Below are 18,904 nucleotides of genomic sequence, written 5' to 3' on the forward strand. Positions count from 1 at the left end.
CACTGCCCCCGAGCGGCATCCGGGAGGGAACATGGATCTCGCTTTCCTGCATCCACTCTACGAACATCCGGGCCCGTGGGCCTCCGTGTACGTCGACACCCCACGGCATACGGAGGACACCCCGCACGAACAGCATCTCGCGGCGCTCGCGGTCTCCCGCGAGCTGTCCACCCAGGGCGCCGACGAGGCGACCTGCGTGGCCGTGCGAGAGGCGCTGGAGGAACTGCGGCACTCGTCCGAACCGCACGGCCGGGCCGTCTTCGCGCGGGCCGGCGAGGTCGTCCTCGACCCACCGCTGACCAGGTCCCCCGACGGCAGCCTGGTCCGGTGGGCCCCGCTGCCGCACACCGCGCCCCTCCTGGAGCTGGCCGGCGAGGACCCGGTGTGCGTGGTGGCGTACGTCGACCGCAAGGGCGCCGACTTCGAGCTGCGCGGGGCGCTCGACCGGCAGGCCGCCGGGTCGGTCAGCGGCAGGCAGTGGCCCGTCCACCGGACGAGCAGCGCCGACTGGTCGGAGCGGCACTTCCAGCTGCGGGTGGAGAACACCTGGGAGCACAACGCGGGCGAGATCGCCGACGCGCTCGCCGCCTGCCAGGAGGAGACCGGTGCCGACCTGCTGATCCTGGTCGGTGACGAGCGGGAGAAGCGGGCGGTGCACGAGCGGCTGCCCAAGCACCTGCACGGCCGGGTCGTGGAGGCCGAGCACGGCGCCGGGAGCCGGCTGCTCGACGAGGACGTGGAGCGGGCCCGTACCGAGCACGTACGGCAGCGCGCGGAGCGGGAGCTGGAACGGTTCCTCGCGGCCCGCGTGCCGGGTGACGACGGCCGTCCGGGGGCCGTGGAAGGCGTTCCCGCGCTGGTCGAGGCCGCGCGTGAGCACCGTATCGACGAACTCCTGATCCGCCCGGACGGGCCCGACGCGCACCGCGAGGTGTGGGTCGGTGAGGATCCGGACCAGCTGGCGGTCCGCCGAGAGCAGTTCCCGGTCGTGGGAGACGAAGAGAACCGTCTTTCGGGTCTCCTTGAGCCGCTCCTCCAGCCAGCGTTTGCCGGGCACGTCGAGGTAGTTGTCCGGCTCGTCGAGCAGGAGCACCTCGTCCGTGCCGCGCAGCAGCGCCTCCAGCACCAGCCGCTTCTGCTCACCGCCGGACAGGGTCCGCACCTGCCGGAACTGCGCCTTGTCGTAGGGCACCCCGAGCGCGGCCATGGTGCACATGTCCCAGAGCGTCTCGGACTCGTATCCGCGCACCTCGGCCCAGTCGGACAGCGCCTGCGCGTAGGTCAGCTGCGCGGCCTCGTCGTCGACGGTCATGATCAGGTGCTCGGCCCTGTCCACGGCCTGCGCGACCTCCCGGATCCGGGGCGGCGCGACCGAAACGAGCAGATCGCGTACGGTCGTCTCGTCCCGTACGGATCCCACGAACTGGCGCATCACGCCCAGGCCGCCACTGACCGTGACCGTCCCGCCGTGCGGTTTCAGCTCGCCGGAGATCAGCCGCAGCAGGGTCGTCTTGCCGGCGCCGTTCGGCCCGACGAGAGCCACCACGGCCCCCTCCCCCACCCGGAACGACACATCGCCGAGCAGCGCCCTCCCGTCGGGGAGGTAGTACTCGAGATGTGCGGCTTCCAGATGTCCCATGAGGCCGCATTGTGCGCGCGACGACGGGACCAGGGCAAACGCTTATGCCGACGAACAAGCCCGCGCACGGCGGGACTCCCGTCTCTTCGTGCTCGCGGCGTCCCGGAACCGGCCCGGGGCGGCGAGTCCACATAGTGATATTGAGGTCTCACCATGCGACATGCGCGCGTACGGTTCAACGTATCGACGGATCTGTCGCAAAGGGGAGCCCAGCCATGCCGACATCGCAGGAGACGCCGCAGGACAAGCCGCGGGAGACCGCCGTCTACACGCACGGTCACCACGAGTCCGTCCTGCGTTCGCACACCTGGCGCACCGCGGCCAACTCGGCGGCGTACCTGCTGAGATCGCTGAAGCCCCACATGAGGATCCTGGACATCGGCTGCGGGCCGGGCACGATCACCGCCGACCTCGCGGCCCTGGTCCCGGACGGACAGGTCACCGGCGTCGACCACGCGCCCGGCATCCTGGACCAGGCCCGCGCCACGGCCGCCGCACGAGGTCTGACCAACGTCGACTTCGCGGTTGCCGACGTGCACGCGCTGGACTTCCCGGACGACACGTTCTGCGTGGTCCACGCCCACCAGGTGCTCCAGCACGTCGGGGACCCGGTGCGGGCCCTGCGCGAGATGAGGCGGGTCACCAGGCCCGGCGGACACATCGCGGTCCGCGACTCGGACTACGCGGCCATGACCTGGTACCCGGCGTCAGCGGGGCTGGACGACTGGCTGGACCTGTACCGCCGGGTGGCCCGGGCCAACGGCGGTGAGCCGGACGCCGGCCGGCGGCTGAAGTCCTGGGCGCTGCGGGCGGGCCTGACGGACATCACCGCGAGCTCCGGCACCTGGACCTACTCCACCGCCGAGGAGCGGGAGTGGTGGAGCGGGCTGTGGGCGGACCGCACACTGGCCTCGGCGTACGCGGAGCGGGCCACCGAGGGCGGTCACGCCACAGTGGAGCAGCTGCGGGCCGTCTCGGAGGCCTGGCGGGAATGGGGCGCCCAGGACGACGGCTGGTTCTGTGTGCTGCACGGAGAAATTCTGTGCCGAAAGGAAGTCTGAAACGCAGATTCCGGGAAACCCGGAATGCAGGAGGTTCATCATGATTGCCATCCTGCTCGTGCTGCTTCTGGTACTGATTCTTTTCGGCGCCGGTTTCGCAGTGAAGATTCTCTGGTGGATCGCACTGGCTGTGCTCGTGCTGTGGTTGCTGGGGTTCCTGATGCGTGGGACGACGTCGGGCGGAAGCAGGGGTCGCTGGTACAGGTGGTGACCTTCCCGGGATCTCATTCCCGGGGAAGCAGCGGTCCCAGCGGCCCGAGGTCCAGGTTCAGGTCCTCGGGCCGCAGTCCGTACCGCTCGCGCAGCTCGGTCATGCGGTCGTCGAGCAGCATGAGGGTGAGCCCGATCCGCTCCTCCTGCTCCTCGCTCAGGTCGCCCTCGTCGAACCGGCGCAGCGCCTGGCGCTCCATGAGCTGCCGCAGCAGCTCCACGACGGTCAGGACGAGCTTGACCAGGTCCCGCTCGACCGTGTCGGGCTCCAGGTCCAGCCGGTTGCGTCGGGTCGTCACAGCAACTCCTCCCACGGTGAGGGGACTTGAGCGTTGACCGAGCTGATCAGCGCGTTCAGGTCGATGCGCACGAGGTCGACGTCCGCGATGCGCAGGGTGATGTCCCCCGTGATGACGACCCCGCCGGCCAGCAGCCGGTCGAGCAGGTCGACGAGGGCCACCTCGCGGCGTTCGATGACGGTCACGGCTGTTGTTCCTCCCCCGCGAAGGAATAGGCCGCCCAGGGTCCGGTGAGTTCCACCCGCATTCCCGGAACCTCACCCTTGGTACGGTCGACCATTTCCACGAATTCCTCGGAATCGCCGCGCGGCACAAGATAGGCGGCATTCAGAATGTTCTGCCCCGAGGCCCCGGAAAGGGTGGGGTTCTGCGGGGCGTGCAGCCGCGCGTCCTCCGCGTACCGGGAAAGCGTTTCGTGCAGCCGGGTCGCGAAGGCCTCCGCCTGCTGCCACATCTCCTCGTGCGAACGCACCCGTTGGCGGCGCTGCCGCAGGTAGTCCCGGCCAGAGACGGGCTTCTCGGGTGTCGCGGCGGGCTCGGCACGGTCCGCGGCCGCTGTCTCGGCGTACACCTTGACGCCCCACTCCACCCGGTCGTGAAGCCGGTCGAGGGTGCGCCGGAAGCTCTCCTCGCGTTCCTCGATCATCACCCGGACGCCGCTGTCGTCACGGAAGACGGTGCCGAGCCGGAGCGGCAGTGGGGTGGTGACGACGGTGAGCGCGTCGATCACGCTCTGGTGCGCGCGCACGGTCCCGGTCAGCCACTCCAGGTCCTCCAGATGCCTGCGGAGCGGCTCCTCGGCGAAGTCCCGCTCCGGCACATGGCTGACGACGGCCACCAGGCCGTGGTGGTGCAGCAGCCTGGGCGGATCGCCGGCCACGCCGGCCAGCTGGGCCTGCAAGGGGGTGCCGAAGGGATGGCAGACGGCGTACACGTACCGCAGTCCGGTCATGAACTCTCCTCCTCGGCACGGCGGCTGGGCTCCAGCTCCTCCAGACGCGCGAGCCGCTCACGCAACTCGCTGTTCTCCCGGGCGAGTTCGTCACGACGGGCGCGGGAGGACAACGCGGGGTCGTCCTCCCACCAGTCGATCCCCATCTCCTTGGCCTTGTCGACCGAGGCGACGATGAGCCGCAGTTTGATGGTGAGCAGCTCGATGTCGAGCAGGTTGATGCGGATGTCTCCCGCGATGACGATGCCTTTGTCCAGCACACGCTCCAGGATGTCGGCCAGGTTGGCTCCGCTCCCCTGGCCGTAGGGATCCGGAAGCCGGCTGGGCATGCTCATCGTCGGCTCCCGCCCTCGGCGTGCTCGTAGTCCTCTTCCTCTTCTTCCTCGGGTACGTCTTCCTCGCCCGCGGGTGCCTCGTCCTCGGCCTCCTCCTCGGGCTCCTCCTCGTCGTACTCCTCGTACTCGTCCTCGGGCTCGCCCTCCTCCTCGGGCTCCTCCTCGGTCTCGTCCTCGGTCTCGTCCTCGGCGTACGGGCCTTCCTGCTCGTCCTCTTCCTCGGAGTCCTCGGCGTCCTCGGCCCCTTCTTCGGTGCCCTCGGCCTCTTCCTCCTCCGCCACCGCGTCCTCGTGGCTCTTGACGACCTCGCCGTCCTGGATCTCGCCGCGCCAGCCGTCCTCCGCCTCGCCCTTGAGGGTGATGAAGCGGGCGAAGTTCTTGAGGTCCAGCCGGGCCCGGCGGCCCTGGGCGCGCCAGATGTTGCCGGTCTTCTCGAACAGGCCCTGGGGGTAGTACTCGATCACCAGCAGGACGCGGGTGAGGTTGTCGGCGAGCTTGTGGAAGGAGACGACGCCCTTGGTCGTGCCCTTCGCACCCTCCGACGTCCACTGGATCCGTTCGTCGGGGATCTGCTCGGTGGTGGTGGCCTTCCAGCTGCGGTTGGACCAGAAGATCTTCATCTGCCAGTCGGTGTGGGTGTCGTCGGCGCGGTTCGCGCTCTTGACACCCTTCGCGAAGGTGGAGAAGTCCTGATACTGCGTCCACTGGTCGTAGGCCGTGCGCAGATCCACACCGACATCGATGAACTCGATGATCACCATCGGCTTCTGACCGGACCCGCCCTTGCGCTTGCCCTTGCCGCCGCCGAGGTTCTTGAAGGCGCCGACCACCTTGTCCTTGGCATGCGAGAAGCCCAGCTCGGCCGCGCTGCGCACCGGCCCCTTGCCCTCGGCGAGCTTGCGGCCGCCGTCGAGGGCGAGCTTGGCGAATCCGGGGCTGTTGCCCTCGGCGATGTCGTTCAGCTTGCCGGTGGTCTCGCCCAGCTTGCGGCCGACACCGACCAGCAGGCGCTGGGCCTGTGCGGAGACGTACTCCTGCAGCTCGGACTTGAGCCGGTCCGCCGCCTCGCTGTGGGCCATGTCGGTGAGCGGATTGCTCTTCGCCTTGTCGGTGGCGTCACGGGCGGACCCGAGTGTCTCGGTCATCACTCACCGCCTCCCTTCGGCAGCCGGGCACGGGTACTCCGGCCGGCGCCCCTGGCCGCGGTCGCCTTCTTGGCGGCCGTCTTCTTCCCCGTGGTCTTCTTGGCCGCGGTCTTCTTGCCGGCCGTGCCGCCCTGGCTCTGCGCCGTCTTCTTCGCGGGCGGCGTGCGGCCCGGCGCCTTCTTCGCGGCCGACTTCTTGGCCGGGGCCTTCTTGGCGGTCCGCTTCGCCGGGGCCGGAGCCTCTTCCTGCTCTTCGTCGGCCTCTTCGTCGGCCTCGTCGTCGGCCTCGTCGTCGGCCTCGTCCTCGTCCGAGGGCTCCTCGTCGGCCTCGTCCTCCGCGGTCCCAGTCTCCTCCTCCTCGGGCTCCTCGTCCCTTTCGGACTCGTCGTCCTCGTCCTCGGAGAGGTCGGGCGCCACACCCGAGAGCTGGTCGCGGACCTGGGCGGTACGGCCGTGCAGCCGGTCGGCGATCGCGTCGATCTGCCGCTCCACCATGGCACCGGAGGCGGCCTTGCCGACGCCTCGCAGGTCCTGGCGGAGCGTGTCGCCTATCTCCTTGAACTGCGGGTTCTTCAGCAGTTGCTGGGAGACCAGGTCGGCCACCGCCTTGGGGCTCAGATGCATCCGCTTGCCGGCCACGAGCGTGCCGACGGCGAACGCCAGTTTCAGTTTCTTCGTACGTCCGAGGAGGTATCCGGCCCCTACGGCGAGGCCCAGTCCCGTTCGGTTCATCGCATCGTCCCGTCGCCAGTCCCCGCGCCGCCGCGCAGGCCGATCTCCAGTCGTTCGAGGAGTTCGTCCTCCTGTCGATCGAATTCCTCGTCGTCGATCTCGCCCGCCTCGAGTCGCTCCTCGAGTTTGGCGAGCTCGGCCCGGACCGTGGCCGGGTCGTAGTAGAGGCGCTCCGCTTCGTTCAGCACCTGCTTGATCACCCAGCCGCTGCCGCGTACCGGGGCGAACGGCAGCAGCAGCACCTCTCCTATGAGACCCATGGCCGCCTCACTCCTCCGCGTGGTCGATGCCGACCGTGGTGCCCGCGGGCTCGCCCGGGCCCGGGTCGACGAAGCTGTACGGCGGCAGCGGGCCGTTGACCCGCAGGTCCAGGTGCGGATGGGCCTTGCGGAGTTCGTCCACCGCCTCCAGGAAGGACGCGGCCGAGTCGCGCTCCACGAGGAAGGACACGTTGGCGAGCCAGCCCGAGGACTCGGGGCCCACGCTGATCGCGTCGGCGACCGGTTCCAGGGTGCGCTGCACCTCGCCGGCGTCCTCGGCCTCGCGGGCCTTGACCGCGGCCACGACCATCTCGCCGAGCCGGAGACGGTCGTCGTAACTGCCGCCGCCCGCCTTCCGGTTGGCCTCGGCCACGGCGCGGACGTCCGGGTTGTCGGACATCACGCGGTGCAGTACGGCCTCTTCGTCGTGGGTGGCCTTGACGTTGTACTCGACCTTGCCGTCGAGGGTCCGCAGGCGCTCCTGGTAGTGCTCCTGGCGTTCCGCGAGCACCCCGGTGACGGTGCCGTCGTCGGGGGCCACACTGCCGAACCGCATGGGCAGGATGCAGCCCTCCGCACCCGCCTCACTCAGCACGTTCTGGTGGGCGAGGAGGTCACGGCGCTTGGGCCGCAGCCCTTCGGGGGAGTCACTGACGATGGCCGCCAGCTCGCCCTCCGTGAGCACCCGCACCGGCAGCGGGGGGTCACCGACGCCCACCAGGTTCTCGGGCAGCGTGGGGTGGGAAGCGGCGGTGATGCCGTAGACGTACGTGCTCACTCCTCTTCCTCCTTCCGGCGCGAGGACGTCGCCTTGCGGGCGCGCGGCCTGGACTCCGTCTGACCTTCCTCACGGGCCTGCTTGAAGGCACCGGATATGGTCTCGGCGGCGCCGGACAGCGCTCCCTTGGACTTGCCGCGGGCGCCGGACTCGGTCATCTCGCCGACCAGGTCGGGCAGGCCGGGGTCCTTGCGCGGCCCGGCCTCCAGGTCGAGCCGGTTGCACGCCTCGGCGAACCGCAGATACGTGTCGACGCTGGCCACCACGACCCGTACGTCGATCTTGAGGATTTCGATGCCGACCAGGGAGACCCGTACGAACGCGTCGATGACGAGACCCCTGTCGAGGACCAGTTCCAGAACGTCGTAGAGGCCGCTGGAGCCGCCTCCGCCACCGCCCTGTTGTGCCGGGACAACGGTCATGTCGACCGCGCCTCCTTTTCTGTGTGTGCTGGTGAACGGATGTCTGCGTGGCGGAGCCGGCTAGCGGCCGCCCTGCCGCTGTGCGTCCGAGCGCCCGCGTTCGTAACGGCGAACGCGCCGATAGCCGGTGAGCTGGCCTTCCGGGTCGAGTTCGACCTGGTAGCTCGCCATCAGGCTCATCGTGTCGGGCACGCGGGACAGCTCGAGGACCTCGATCTCGAGCGACCAGCCGTCCTCGGTCTGTTCGAAGGACGACACGTTCTCGGCGTCCATGCCGGTCAGCTCGGCCAGCTGGGTGCGCGCGTTGCGCAGCACCTCCATGGGCTTGGGCCGCCTGTTCTCCGCCACGTTCTCTTCCGCGTCCTCTTCTGTCCCTTTGCGGGAGTTCCGTGAATCCTGTGCTTCCGATGAGTTGTTTGTGTTCGACATGGCACCTCTCACCTCGGGTGGCCGCTCGATCCTTCGCCAAACCTTCAAGCGGACATCAACGCGTTCAACCTGCGCCGGGCGGGACCGAGGGCGCGCCCCTTGGTCATGACCCCGGCCCAGGGATTGGTGCGGGCCTGTTCGACCGCGTCGGCGATGGTCCAGCGACGGGCGTCCAGGCCGGGATCGTCCAGCTGGGCCCAGGCCATCGGGGTCGCCACCGGTGCCCCGGGTTTCGCACGTACGGTGAAGGGTGCGACGGCGGTCTGCGCGTAGCCGTTGCGCTGTATGTCGAGGTAGAGGCGGTCGCCGCGGTCCTTCTTGCGGGCGGCGGTGGTGAGCCGGTCGGGGTGCCCCGCGACCAGGGTGTCGGCGACGTCCCTGGCGAACTCCCGGACCTCGTCGAAGCCGTGCCGGCCGTTGAGGGGCACGATCACATGCAGGCCCCGCGAGCCGGTGGTCATCAGCGCCGAGGGCAGTTTCAGCTCGTCGAGCAGTTCCCCGAGCAGCTGGGCCGCCTCGCGCACCGCGGCGAAGTCGTCGTCCCCGGCCGGGTCGAGGTCGAAGACCATCCGATCGGGCCGCTCGACGCTCCCGACCCGGGACAGCCAGCGGTGCAGGGTGAGGGAGGCCTGGTCGGCGAGGTACAGGAGGGTGGCGGTGTCGTCACAGACGGTGTGACAGACGGTGCCTCCCTCCTTCGGCACCTCGACGCGGCCGATCCACTCCGGGTAGGAGTCCGGGGTGTTCTTCTGCATGAACCGGGGGCCGGTGACCCCGTCCGGATGCCGTTCCAGCATGAGCGGACGGCCCCGCAGGTGCGGCAGCATGAAGGGCGCGACGGACCGGTAGTAGTCGACGAGATCGCCCTTGGTGTACTCCTTGGCGCCGTCGCCGCCGGGGAAGAGCACCTTGTCCGGCCGGTGCACCTCGACGGTGTGTTTCCCCGCGCGTACGGTCCGTACGTCGTCCCCGCTCACGGCACGATCGCCTGCTCCACCAGCAGCCGTGCGGCGGCCGCGATCGACTCGGCGTCGATGCCCGCGGCGTGCAGCTGCTCGTCGGGCGAGGCCGAGCCGGGCATCGTACGGACGGCGAGGCGTACCAGGCGCGGTACGGGCCGGCCGTCGGTGAAGGCGTCGAGGACGGCGTCGCCGAGGCCGCCCTCCTCGCGGTGGTCCTCCACGGTCAGCAGGCAGCCGGTGTCCTCGGCGGCCTGCCGCAGGGTCTCCCGGTCGACGGGCTTGACCGAGTACAGGTCGACGACCCGGACGCGGATGCCCTCCTGGTCCAGCGCCTCGGCGGCCTTCAGTGCCTCGTGCACGGTGACGCCCGCGGCGACGATCGTCAGCCGGTCGCTCTGGGAGAAGCGCAGCACCTTGCTGCCGCCGATCGGGAACTCCTCGTCGGCGCCGTAGATCACCGGGCTCTCGCCGCGGCCCGTGCGCAGATAGCGGATGCCGTCCAGGTCGGCCATCTCGGCGATCAGGCGGGCGGTCTGGTTGGCGTCGCACGGGTACAGCACGGTCGAGCCGTGGATCGCCCGCATCATCGCCAGGTCCTCCAGGCCCATCTGGCTGGGTCCGTCCTGCCCGATGGCTACGCCCGCGTGCGAGCCGACGAGGTTGAGGCCGGCTCCGCTGATGGAGGCCATGCGGACGAAGTCGTAGGCGCGGGTGAGGAAGGCCGCGAAGGTTCCGGCGTACGGCACCCAGCCGCGCGCGGCGAGTCCCACGGCGGCCGCGACCATCTGCTGCTCGGCGATGTAGCACTCGAAGTAGCGGTCGGCGTGTTCCTTGGCGAAGAGCTCGGTACGGGTGGAGTCACCGACCTCGCCGTCCAGGGCGACGACGTCGCCGCGTCCGGTGCCGAGGGCGGCGAGGGCCTGCCCGTAGGCGTCCCGGGTCGCCACTTCCTCGCCGGTGTCCCAGCGGGGCAGTTCGAGGTCCCCGCCGTGGACGGCGTGCAGGATGCGGGCGGCCGGCGGCTCCTGCACCTGGACGCGGAGGTCGCGTACGCCGCCGAGCTCCTCGATGGCGTCGTCGGCGTTCTTCAGCGGCTTTCCGTGCAGTCCCTCGCGGTCCTCGATGTCGGCGACGCCCTTGCCCTTGAGGGTGCGGGCGAGGATCGCGGTGGGCTGGCCCTTGGTGGACGCGGCCTCGCCGTACGCGCGGTCGATGGCGTCCACGTCGTGGCCGTCGATCTCGACGGTGTGCCAGCCGAAGGCCTGGAAGCGGCGGGCGTAGGCGTCGAGGTCGTGGCCGTGCCGGGTGGCGCCGCGCTGGCCGAGCCGGTTGACGTCCACGATCGCGGTGAGGTTGTCCAGGTGTTCGTGGCCCGCGTGCTCGGCGGCCTCCCAGATCGAGCCCTCGGCGAGCTCGCTGTCACCGCACAGCACCCACACGCGGTAGTCGGTGCGGTCCAGCCGCTTCCCGGACAGCGCGATGCCGACGCCCACGGGGAGCCCCTGGCCGAGTGAACCGGTGGCCGTCTCGACCCAGGGCAGCTTGCGCGGGGTCGGGTGTCCTTCGAGGCGGCTGTCGAGCTTGCGGAAGGTCAGCAGCTCCTCGTCGTCGACGACACCGGCCGCCTTGTACGCGGAGTACAGCAGCGGCGAGGCGTGCCCCTTGGACAGTACGAAGCGGTCGTTGCCGGGGTGCTCGGGGCGGTCGAAGTCGTAGCGGAAGTGGTTCGCGAGGAGTACGGCCATCAGGTCGGCGGCGGACATCGAGGAGGTCGGGTGCCCGGAGCCCGCGGCGGCCGACGAGCGGACACTGTCCACGCGCAACTGCTGGGCGAGTTCGACGAGTTCACCGGTGTTCATGAGTCTCCTTCTGCGGGGTCCGTGTCAGCGCGCTCGACGGGGCCGGGGGCTTGACCCGGCTCACCGCCGGGTTGGTTCTTGGCGGGTTCGGGGCCAGGTTGGCTCTTCGCGGGCTCCGGAGCCTTCTGCTCGGGCGCCCGCCCCTCTGACAGCTCCTGCCCAGAAGGCTGCCGCTCAGGCGGGTCCTGATCGGCCGCCTCGCGGGCCTTCGCCTCCGAGATCACCGCCTCGCCCGCGCTCGCCACGAACGTCGGCTCTTCCGCATCGCTCTGTACGGCCACGGGTTCCTCCGGATCGGCGTGTACGGTCGCGGCCTGTTCCGGCCCGGCCTGCTCGGGTGCGTGCCCGCCCGGCCTCGTTTCCTCCTCCGTCGCCGCCCCGGGCCCCGAGCGCGCCTCGGCCTCCTGGCGTGCCGTCGGCCGTGCGGGCATCCGTGCCAGCTCCGGGGAGGCGGTGTCCAGCGGTACCGACCAGGACCGCACGAGTCCCAACTGGACGGCCTGGCGCGGGAGTACGGCGTCCAGCAGCCAGTCGGCGGCGACCCGGACACGGTTGCCCGGCATCGCGGCGAGGTGATAGCCGCGGGTGACGGCACCGGCCGCGAGACCGGAGAGCGGGACGCCCAGCGGGTTGGCCGCGGCCTTCACTCCGCCGAGGTCCACGACGAAGCCCAGGTCCCGGTGTTCGTAGGGGCGGCGCACCCCGGCGCCCAGCGAGGCGGCGACGTTGAGGGCCGCCGTACGGCCCTGCCGCCAGGCGTGCTGTGCCGTCATCGGCGTGTACTGACCCGGGTTGTCCAGATCGGGCACCGCGGCCGCGTCACCGCACGCGAACACCTCGGGGCGCCCCGGCACCTGCAGGTTCGGGTCGACGAGCAGCCGCCCGCGCTCCAGGGGCAGTCCGAGCGACTCGGCGAGCGGATCGGGCCGTACGCCCACGCACCACACCAGCGACCGTGTCGGGACGAACTCGCCGTCGGTCAGCAGCACGCCGTCCGGCGTGGCCTCCTTCACGGAGGTGCCCATCCGCACCTCCACACCCCGTTCCCGGAGCGTGCGGTCGGCGGTGCGGGACAGGTGTGCGTCGAGCTCGGGCAGAACCCGTTCCGCGGTGTCGAGGAGGATCCAGCGCGGCCGCATGCCCTCCCGCAGCGGGTGCCTCCGCACCTGCGCCTCGGTGAACAGCTGCCCGTGCGCGGCGACCTCGGTGCCCGTGTAGCCCGCGCCGACCACCACGAAGGTGCACCGGGCGGCGCAGGTCGCGGGATCGTCGGCGGTCGCGGCGAGTTCTATCTGCCGGGTCACGTGGTCGCGCAGGTACAGCGCCTCGGGCAGGCCCCGGAAGCCGTGCGCGTGCTCGGCGACTCCGGGGACGGGCAGGAGTTTGTTGACGCTTCCGGCGGCCAGCACCAGCCGGTCGTAGGCGAGCGTGCCGCCTGTGCCCTCGGGGTCGGTGTAGTGGACGGTGCGGGCGTCCAGGTCGATGCCGTCGGCCTCGCCGAGCACCAGCCGCACGCGCGGCAGGGTGTCGGAGAGGGAGACGGTCACCCGCCGGGGTTCCAGGATCCCGGCGGCGACCTGGGGCAGCAGGGGCAGATACAGGAAGTAGTCGGTCGGGTTGAGCAGGGTGATGTCGGCCTTGCCGCGGGCTTTTCGGGACAGTTCCTTGGCCGTCCGGTACCCGGCGAAGCCGGCACCGACGATCACGATGCGGGGTCGACTCACGGTTCGCCTCCGGGGCTGTCGCGTACCTCGGGAGCCTTCCGCGTCCCCCCGGCCAGGGCACCCAAACGCCGGTTTCCGTACGGGCCGCCGGGTACTCGGGCAAGGCCCCTCTCATCACGGAACCGCCAGAACCGCCGGAGGTACCCCCCATGCCCGAATACGGCTATTTCCTGTCGTGCGAGGAGTTCGGTCCCGCGGACCTCGTCGAACAGGCGCGGATGGCCGAGCAGGCGGGCTTCAGCTCGCTGTGGATCTCCGATCACTACCACCCGTGGAACGACGCGCAGGGCCAGAGCCCCTTCGTGTGGTCGGTGATCGGCGCGCTCTCGGAGGCGGTGTCCCTTCCGATCGAGACGGCGGTGACCTGCCCGACCGTGCGGATCCACCCGGCGGTGGTGGCGCAGGCCGCGGCGACCTCGGCCGTCATGACGAACGGCCGCTTCCGCCTCGGCGTCGGCTCCGGCGAAGCCCTCAACGAGCACGTTCTCGGGCATGTCTGGCCGCCCGCGCACATCCGGCTGGAAATGCTGGAGGAGTCCATCCAGGTGATGCGGCGCCTCTTCACGGGCGAGGAGGTCAACCATCACGGCAAGCACTACACGGTGGAGAACGCCCGCCTGTACACGGTCCCCGACGAGCCCGTCCCGATCGACATCTCCGGTTTCGGCCCGGCGGCGACGGCGCTCGCGTCCCGGGTCGGCGACGGCTTCATCACGATGATGCCGGACGAGTCGATGGTGGAGCAGTTCCGCAAGGGCGGCGGGGCCGGCAAACCGGTCATCGGCGGCACGAAGGTCTGTTACGGCATCGACCGCGACGAGTGCGTCCGTACGGTCCGCAAGCTGTGGTTCAACGAGTTCCTGCCCGGCGAGATGGCCCAGATCCTGCCGTCGCCGCGCCACTTCGAACAGCTGGAGCCGCTGGTCACCGAGGACATGGTGCGCGAGAAGTCGGTGTGCGGGGACGACGTCGACGAGCACGTCTCCGCCCTGAACGCCTTCGCCGACGCGGGCTTCGACCGGATCTACGTCAACCAGATCGGCCCCGACCAGCGCGGCTTCTTCGACTTCTACCGTACGAAGGTGCTGCCCCAGCTCCAGCAGGGGTGAACGATGAAACTGCACCGGCCCGTCGTCTCGGCGTACACGGTGCCCACCGACGCCCCCGAAGCGGACGGCACGTTCGCCTGGGACACCACGACCATGGTGATCGCCGAGGTGACGACCGGTGAGGAGACCGGCACCGGCTGGACGTACGGCCCGGCCGCGGTCGGTGACTTCCTCACCGAGCAGCTCGGACCGCTGGTCGAGGGCCGCAGTGCGCTGGACATCCCCGCGCTGCACGACGCGATGTGCCGTTCGGTCCGCAACGCGGGCCGTCCGGGCATCGCGGCCTGCGCGATCTCGGCCCTGGACATCGCCCTGTGGGACCTGAAGGCCCGCCTCCTGGAACTCCCGCTGGCGCGCCTGCTCGGCGTCGTCCGCGAACGCGTTCCCGTCTACGGCAGCGGCGGCTTCACGACGTACCACGACACGCATCTCGCCGCGCAGCTCAACGGCTGGGTGCACGGTCAGGGCATCCCCCGCGTCAAGCTGAAGATCGGCGAGAGCTGGGGCCGGGCGGTCCCGCGCGACCTGTCCCGGGTCCGTACGGCCCGTGAAGTCATCGGCCCCGACGCGGAGTTGTACGTCGACGCGAACGGCGCCTACACCCGCAAGCAGGCGGTCCGGGTGGGCAACGCCCTGGCGGAACTCGGTGTCGGCTGGTTCGAGGAACCGGTGTCCTCGGACGACCTGACAGGTTTGCGCCTGGTCCGTGACGCACTCGTCTGTGACGTCACGGCCGGTGAGTACGGCTACGACCTGCCGTACTTCGCCCGCATGATCGCGGCCGGCGCGGTGGACTGTCTCCAGGTGGACGCGACCCGCTGCGGTGGTGTGACGGAGTTCCTGCGCGCGGCGGCGCTGGCCCAGGCCCACGGCCTGGAGGTCTCCACGCACTGCGCCCCGCACGCGCACGCCGCGGCCGCCGCCGCGATCCCCAACATTCGGCACATGGAGTGGTTCCACGACCACGTCCGCATCGAGGACATGTTCTTCGACGGGGCATTGGACCCGACCGGCGGCACGGTCCGCCCGGTGGCGGGGGTGGGACACGGCCTGACGCTGCGCACGGACGAGGTGGAGGAGTACCGGGTGGCCTGAGAAGCCTCCCGATCAGGGCTCGCTCAGCCCCGTCGCCGCAGCCCGGCGGTCACCGCGGCGCCCAGCCCACCGGCCGCCGCGGCCACCAGCACGCGTCCCCGGTTCCGGGACAGCCAGTCCTGCGGGCTGGAGGACACGGCCTCCTCGTCGAACCGGCCGTGCGCGCCGAAGTCCCGCCCGTGCGGCCCGTCCGCGGGGGCCCACAGGTTCCCGGGACCGCCGTGCTCGCCCTCTTCCTGCTGTGCCTCGACGTTGGTGCGGGCGAGGTAGCGGTCCAGCAGCCCCGGCACGACCGCGTTGGCCATGAGCGTGGCCACCGTGGACCCGCCGACCCAGTACTCCCGCCGGCGCCCGTGGAAGGCCGCGTGCACGATCGCGCGCGCGGCGACCTCCGGCTGGTACACCGGCGCCACCGGCCGCGCCCGCCCGGGCATCCGGTTCAACACCCAGTCGAACTGGGGGGTGTTGAGGCCCGGCATCTGCACCATCGTCGTCCGCACACCGCTGCCCGAGTGGAGCAGCTCGCACCGCAGGGACTCGTTGAAGCCCTGGATGGCGTGCTTGGCCCCGCAGTACGCCGACTGCAGCGGAATGCCCCGGTAGGCCAGCGCGGACCCCACCTGCACGATCGTGCCGCGGTCCCGCGGCAGCATGTGGCGCAGGGCGGCCCGGGTGCCGGACACATAGCCCAGGTACGTCACTTCGGTCACCCGCCGGAACTCGTCCGCGGTGATCTCCGTGAACGGCGCGAAGACCCCGGAGAAGGCGTTGTTGACCCAGACGTCGATGTGCCCGTAGGCGTCGACGACCTGCTGGGCCGCGTCGTCGACCGCCTTGGGGTCGGCCATGTCCACGCTCACGACGAGCGTCTCACCACCGGCCCGCTGCACCTCGTCGGCGGCGGCCGCGAGGCCCTCGCGGCCCCGGGCCAGCAGGGCGACGCGGGCTCCGCGTTCGGCGAAGGCCCGGACGGTGGCCCGTCCCACGCCGCCGGTGGCCCCGGTCACCACGACGACCTTGCCGTGCTTCACGCGGGTGTCCTTCCTGCGTCGCGCACCACGTGTCACGCCCGGTGGTGCGGCTGCTCGGGGTCGCTGTCGTCCTGCCGCGGCGCCACGCCCGGTTCGGCGGTGCCCGTCGCCCCGGGGGCGACCGGCGGCATGGGCGGAATCGGCGTCCCGGCCCCGCTCGGCGGCGTGGCCACCGTCTCCGCCCGGCCGGCCGTGGGCCGGGACGCGGCGGGCCTGGCGGCTCCGCGCAGCGCATAGGCCACGGCCCCCAGGATCACGGCGGTGATCAGCGCGGCCGCCCAGTCGGGCAGCCCGAGGGCGAGGGCGAGACCCACGGCCAGTGCCAGGGCCGCTCCCGCGTACAGCGCGACGGCGCCGGACGCGGCGTACAACATGGCCGTACGGCGCTGCTTGCGCGTCTGCTCGCGCAGCTCGTCCCGTACGGTCTCGCGCGCCACCTGCGCCAGTTCCTCGACGAGATGCCTGTCCAGATGCTCCAGGTGATCCAAGCGCTCCATGGCCGCCGGGTACCCGCACGGGCGTGCGCATAACGCCGCCCCATTAGGCTCCTCCGCATGGACATTCTGGGAACCACGCTGCGTGTCTGTGTCGACGATCTGGAGGCCGCGGTCGTCTTCTACGAACGGCTGGCGGGCGCCAAGGCCCTCCGTTTCGAGCGCGGCGGCGTCCACGTGGCCGCGGTGGGCTGCTTCCTGCTGATGAGCGGCCCGGAGGCCGAGCTGGAGGTGCTGCGCAAGGTCGCGGCGACCATCGCGGTGAAGGACGTCGACGAGGCCCACCGGCTGCTCAGCGAGCTGGGCGCCCGTGTCCTCGCGGGCCCGGTGCCCACGCCGGTGGGCCGCAATCTGATCGCGATGCATCCCGACGGAGTGGTGTACGAGTACGTGGACCGCAACGTCGGCTAGTGGGCCCGCGGCGTCATGTCTCGGGCCGCATACGGAAGTCGTAGTGCGGCGGCAGCGGTTCTTCGGGGGAGCTGACGCGGTTCCACAGGTCGCCGATCGCCTCGGCGCCCTCCCGCAGGTCGGCGACCTCGAAGCCCTCGTCGAAGACGGCCCGGGCCGCCTCGGGCCGTTCCTCGGCGAGCAGCAGTCGGGCCTCGACCAGCCGGAACCGGCCGCGTGCCCGGATCGCCGGGGACAGCCGCTCCCACACGGCACGCGCCTCGGCCGTACGCCCCGCCGCGAGCAGCGCCTGAAGCGTCTCGCGGCCGAGCGCGGCGGTGGCCGCCGTCCACGACTCGCCGTCGTCGCGCCGCTCGTGGCACAGGTCGTCGAAGGCGTCGGCGTACCGGTCGGCGGCCCGCTCGCGGTTGCCGGTCTCGCGGTCGGCGACGGCGAGACAGCGCAGCAACGGCCAGCGCGAGGGCGCCAGTTCGAGCCCCCGCTCCCAACTGCGCACCGCCTGCGCCCGGTCACCGGCGTGCCACTGGGCCACTCCCAGGTGGTACTCGGTGAGCGGGGTGGCGGGCGCGGTCTCCAGCATGTCCCGCCAGTGCGGCGCGACCAGGCTCTCGCCGGGCGGCCGTACCCGGCGCGGTTCGGCGAAGGACCCGGCCCGCAGCAGCTCCAGCCAGGGCGCCTGGGCCTGGCCGAGGGTGGTCTCGTCGAAGGGTGTGCCGGGCAGCTTCAGGTCGGCGCGCAGCACTTCGAGGGCGCCCCAGCCCGACCCGACGGCCAGGGTCTCGCCGGGTTCAGTGTCGGCGTACGGCTTCCAGGCGGCGTAGGCCTCGTCGACGGCGGCACGCGGCAGTACGGCCTCCAGGCGCGCCTCCGCCTCGGCCGGCACCGGCGGCGCGCCGAGCGGCCCGTACGCCTCCAGCCACGCCACCTCGCTCTCCGCTTCCAGCCGTACGTGCTCCAGCTGGGTGCGGGCGAGCCCGGCCTGGATCTCGCAGTAGCCGCCGGTGCCGGGTTCGGTCAGCCACTCCTGCCAGCGCCGGCCGCCGCGACCGGTCCCCCACACGAACAGCTTGCGGCCGCGCAGCACGTCGGTGGACGTCTGAACCAGCCCGTGCCCCTCGGAGTCGAGGGCGGCGATCCAGCGGCGCTGCGCGTCGGGCAGGTCGTAGAAGTAGTCGGCGGCATGCGGGCCGGCCTGCGGGTCCGGCGGGACGGGCACCCGGCTCAGGTGCCGCTCGTATCCGAAGTGCCAGGCCTCCTCGGCCGGGGCGAGCACCGTGTGCTGCTCGGGCACGGCGATGTTCGACCACCAGTAGGCCGGCACCGGGCGTTCGTGCGGATTGCGGATCCGTACCCCGGCGTACAGGAAGTCCGAGCCCTCCGGCAGCCAGAGGTCGACCTGGAAGGGCAGGTCCCGCAGGCGCTCCCACTCCCACAGGCGGAGCATCTCTCCCCCGCCCGGGGCGGGCACGCGGGCGGCGTGCAGGGGGGCGCAGGACAGGGTGGTGTGGCCGGTGGCGCCGATGTTCCACTCGATGCCGCCGGAGAACCAGGCGCCGTTCAGGGCGAAGTTCGCGGGCTGGAACACCGGGTTGCGGTAGAGGAGTTCGCGCCCGGTCGGCTGGTGGAAGAGGGAGGCGACGCGGCCGCCGAGGCCGGGGAGGACCGTGGCCCTGAGCCGGTCGTTCTCGATCACGATCGTCTCCAGCTCGCGGGGTGCGCGCTCTCTGCCGTAGCCGTCCCGGACGCGGACGGGCAGCAGGCTCCCGAGCTGCCCGTAACCGGCCTGCCGGGCCATCTCCCGGGGGAGGTCGTCCCGGTCGCGTACGTCGAGGCGATGCACCTCGTGGAGGAGCCGCAGCGGGGGCAGGGGGTTGTCCGGGCCCAGCGGTGCGGCGGGCAGGGTGAGTACGTCTCGCCGGATCGTCGTCACGATCACCATGGAAACCGCTCGTCGGTGA

At 71.3% G+C, this 18,904-nt stretch carries 21 protein-coding genes and 2 pseudogenes; 6 read left to right on the forward strand and 17 right to left on the reverse strand.

Annotated elements, in window-relative coordinates:
• Positions 1-31: 31 nt before the first annotated feature.
• Positions 32-977 (forward strand): annotated as a pseudogene (locus tag ACGFWE_RS07170) (Vms1/Ankzf1 family peptidyl-tRNA hydrolase); the annotation flags it as partial.
• Here ACGFWE_RS07170 and ACGFWE_RS07175 read toward each other — a convergent pair.
• A pseudogene (locus tag ACGFWE_RS07175) lies at positions 899-1,639 on the reverse strand (ATP-binding cassette domain-containing protein); the annotation flags it as partial. The pseudogenes ACGFWE_RS07170 and ACGFWE_RS07175 overlap by 79 nt on opposite strands.
• 215 nt (positions 1,640-1,854) lie before the next feature.
• Here ACGFWE_RS07175 and ACGFWE_RS07180 point away from each other — a divergent pair.
• Both ACGFWE_RS07180 and ACGFWE_RS07185 read left to right on the forward strand, forming a co-directional pair.
• On the forward strand, positions 1,855-2,700 hold the full coding sequence (locus tag ACGFWE_RS07180) for a class I SAM-dependent methyltransferase (protein WP_393598480.1): 846 nt from the start codon (positions 1,855-1,857) through the stop codon (positions 2,698-2,700).
• A 40-nt stretch (positions 2,701-2,740) separates the two neighbouring features.
• The gene (locus ACGFWE_RS07185) at positions 2,741-2,911 is read left to right on the forward strand and encodes a hydrophobic protein (protein WP_069760366.1); all 171 of its coding nucleotides are present in this window, start codon (positions 2,741-2,743) and stop codon (positions 2,909-2,911) included.
• Between the two features lie 13 nt (positions 2,912-2,924).
• On the opposite strand, the gene ACGFWE_RS07190 is transcribed toward ACGFWE_RS07185, so the two are convergent.
• From ACGFWE_RS07190 to ACGFWE_RS07250, 13 genes are read right to left on the reverse strand one after another with little or no spacing between them, the layout of a single operon-like run.
• Entirely contained in the window at positions 2,925-3,209 is a 285-nt protein-coding gene (locus ACGFWE_RS07190) for a gas vesicle protein K (RefSeq protein ID WP_266391822.1), read from the reverse strand.
• A complete protein-coding gene (locus ACGFWE_RS07195; RefSeq protein WP_007385868.1) occupies positions 3,206-3,394 on the reverse strand; it encodes a gas vesicle protein in 189 nt (62 codons plus the stop codon). The genes ACGFWE_RS07190 and ACGFWE_RS07195 overlap by 4 nt, the downstream gene beginning before the upstream one ends.
• The gene (locus ACGFWE_RS07200; RefSeq protein WP_352381314.1) at positions 3,391-4,161 is read right to left on the reverse strand and encodes a GvpL/GvpF family gas vesicle protein; all 771 of its coding nucleotides are present in this window, start codon (positions 4,159-4,161) and stop codon (positions 3,391-3,393) included. Before ACGFWE_RS07200 ends, ACGFWE_RS07195 begins: the two co-directional genes overlap by 4 nt.
• On the reverse strand, positions 4,158-4,496 hold the full coding sequence (locus tag ACGFWE_RS07205; RefSeq protein WP_007385866.1) for a gas vesicle protein: 339 nt from the start codon (positions 4,494-4,496) through the stop codon (positions 4,158-4,160). Before ACGFWE_RS07205 ends, ACGFWE_RS07200 begins: the two co-directional genes overlap by 4 nt.
• Positions 4,493-5,641, reverse strand: coding sequence for an SRPBCC family protein (locus ACGFWE_RS07210; RefSeq protein WP_393598484.1), 1,149 nt, complete (start codon positions 5,639-5,641; stop codon positions 4,493-4,495). The genes ACGFWE_RS07205 and ACGFWE_RS07210 overlap by 4 nt, the downstream gene beginning before the upstream one ends.
• A complete protein-coding gene (locus ACGFWE_RS07215; protein ID WP_393598486.1) occupies positions 5,641-6,372 on the reverse strand; it encodes a DNA primase in 732 nt (243 codons plus the stop codon). The genes ACGFWE_RS07210 and ACGFWE_RS07215 overlap by 1 nt, the downstream gene beginning before the upstream one ends.
• Positions 6,369-6,632 (reverse strand): gas vesicle protein GvpG, encoded by a 264-nt coding sequence (locus ACGFWE_RS07220; RefSeq protein WP_352381320.1) that lies wholly within the window; start codon positions 6,630-6,632, stop codon positions 6,369-6,371. Before ACGFWE_RS07220 ends, ACGFWE_RS07215 begins: the two co-directional genes overlap by 4 nt.
• 7 nt (positions 6,633-6,639) lie before the next feature.
• Entirely contained in the window at positions 6,640-7,410 is a 771-nt protein-coding gene (locus tag ACGFWE_RS07225) for a GvpL/GvpF family gas vesicle protein (protein WP_352381322.1), read from the reverse strand.
• Positions 7,407-7,832 carry a gas vesicle structural protein GvpA gene (locus ACGFWE_RS07230; RefSeq protein WP_352381324.1) on the reverse strand — a complete coding sequence of 142 codons (426 nt, stop codon included), beginning with the start codon at positions 7,830-7,832 and terminating at the stop codon, positions 7,407-7,409. Before ACGFWE_RS07230 ends, ACGFWE_RS07225 begins: the two co-directional genes overlap by 4 nt.
• A gap of 60 nt (positions 7,833-7,892) precedes the next feature.
• Positions 7,893-8,261: a gas vesicle protein gene (locus tag ACGFWE_RS07235; protein ID WP_352381326.1), complete on the reverse strand. Its 369-nt coding sequence runs from the start codon at positions 8,259-8,261 to the stop codon at positions 7,893-7,895.
• A 44-nt stretch (positions 8,262-8,305) separates the two neighbouring features.
• A complete protein-coding gene (ligD, locus tag ACGFWE_RS07240; RefSeq protein ID WP_393598489.1) occupies positions 8,306-9,238 on the reverse strand; it encodes a non-homologous end-joining DNA ligase in 933 nt (310 codons plus the stop codon).
• Positions 9,235-11,082 carry a transketolase gene (locus ACGFWE_RS07245; RefSeq protein ID WP_393598491.1) on the reverse strand — a complete coding sequence of 616 codons (1,848 nt, stop codon included), beginning with the start codon at positions 11,080-11,082 and terminating at the stop codon, positions 9,235-9,237. The genes ligD and ACGFWE_RS07245 overlap by 4 nt, the downstream gene beginning before the upstream one ends.
• Positions 11,079-12,806 (reverse strand): FAD-dependent oxidoreductase, encoded by a 1,728-nt coding sequence (locus ACGFWE_RS07250; RefSeq protein WP_393598492.1) that lies wholly within the window; start codon positions 12,804-12,806, stop codon positions 11,079-11,081. Before ACGFWE_RS07250 ends, ACGFWE_RS07245 begins: the two co-directional genes overlap by 4 nt.
• A gap of 149 nt (positions 12,807-12,955) precedes the next feature.
• Between ACGFWE_RS07250 and ACGFWE_RS07255 the strand changes: the two genes are divergently transcribed.
• Complete coding sequence (locus tag ACGFWE_RS07255) at positions 12,956-13,915, forward strand: LLM class F420-dependent oxidoreductase (RefSeq protein WP_352381333.1); 960 nt, start codon at positions 12,956-12,958, stop codon at positions 13,913-13,915.
• Between the two features lie 3 nt (positions 13,916-13,918).
• A complete protein-coding gene (locus tag ACGFWE_RS07260) occupies positions 13,919-15,010 on the forward strand; it encodes an enolase C-terminal domain-like protein (protein WP_393598494.1) in 1,092 nt (363 codons plus the stop codon).
• A 23-nt stretch (positions 15,011-15,033) separates the two neighbouring features.
• Here the strand turns inward: ACGFWE_RS07260 and ACGFWE_RS07265 are convergent, their stop codons facing one another.
• Both ACGFWE_RS07265 and ACGFWE_RS07270 read right to left on the reverse strand, forming a co-directional pair.
• Positions 15,034-16,041 carry an SDR family oxidoreductase gene (locus tag ACGFWE_RS07265; RefSeq protein WP_393598496.1) on the reverse strand — a complete coding sequence of 336 codons (1,008 nt, stop codon included), beginning with the start codon at positions 16,039-16,041 and terminating at the stop codon, positions 15,034-15,036.
• A gap of 32 nt (positions 16,042-16,073) precedes the next feature.
• Positions 16,074-16,538 (reverse strand): phage holin family protein, encoded by a 465-nt coding sequence (locus ACGFWE_RS07270; protein WP_352381339.1) that lies wholly within the window; start codon positions 16,536-16,538, stop codon positions 16,074-16,076.
• A gap of 57 nt (positions 16,539-16,595) precedes the next feature.
• Here ACGFWE_RS07270 and ACGFWE_RS07275 point away from each other — a divergent pair, with 57 nt between their 5' ends.
• Positions 16,596-16,946 carry a VOC family protein gene (locus ACGFWE_RS07275; protein ID WP_352381340.1) on the forward strand — a complete coding sequence of 117 codons (351 nt, stop codon included), beginning with the start codon at positions 16,596-16,598 and terminating at the stop codon, positions 16,944-16,946.
• Between the two features lie 13 nt (positions 16,947-16,959).
• Here ACGFWE_RS07275 and ACGFWE_RS07280 read toward each other — a convergent pair whose 3' ends face one another.
• Complete coding sequence (locus tag ACGFWE_RS07280; protein ID WP_393598499.1) at positions 16,960-18,885, reverse strand: DUF5107 domain-containing protein; 1,926 nt, start codon at positions 18,883-18,885, stop codon at positions 16,960-16,962.
• Positions 18,886-18,904 lie beyond the last annotated feature (19 nt).

Origin of the sequence: Streptomyces sp. NPDC048523, from assembly GCF_043199815.1 — a bacterium.
In the GTDB taxonomy this organism is placed as follows: domain Bacteria; phylum Actinomycetota; class Actinomycetes; order Streptomycetales; family Streptomycetaceae; genus Streptomyces.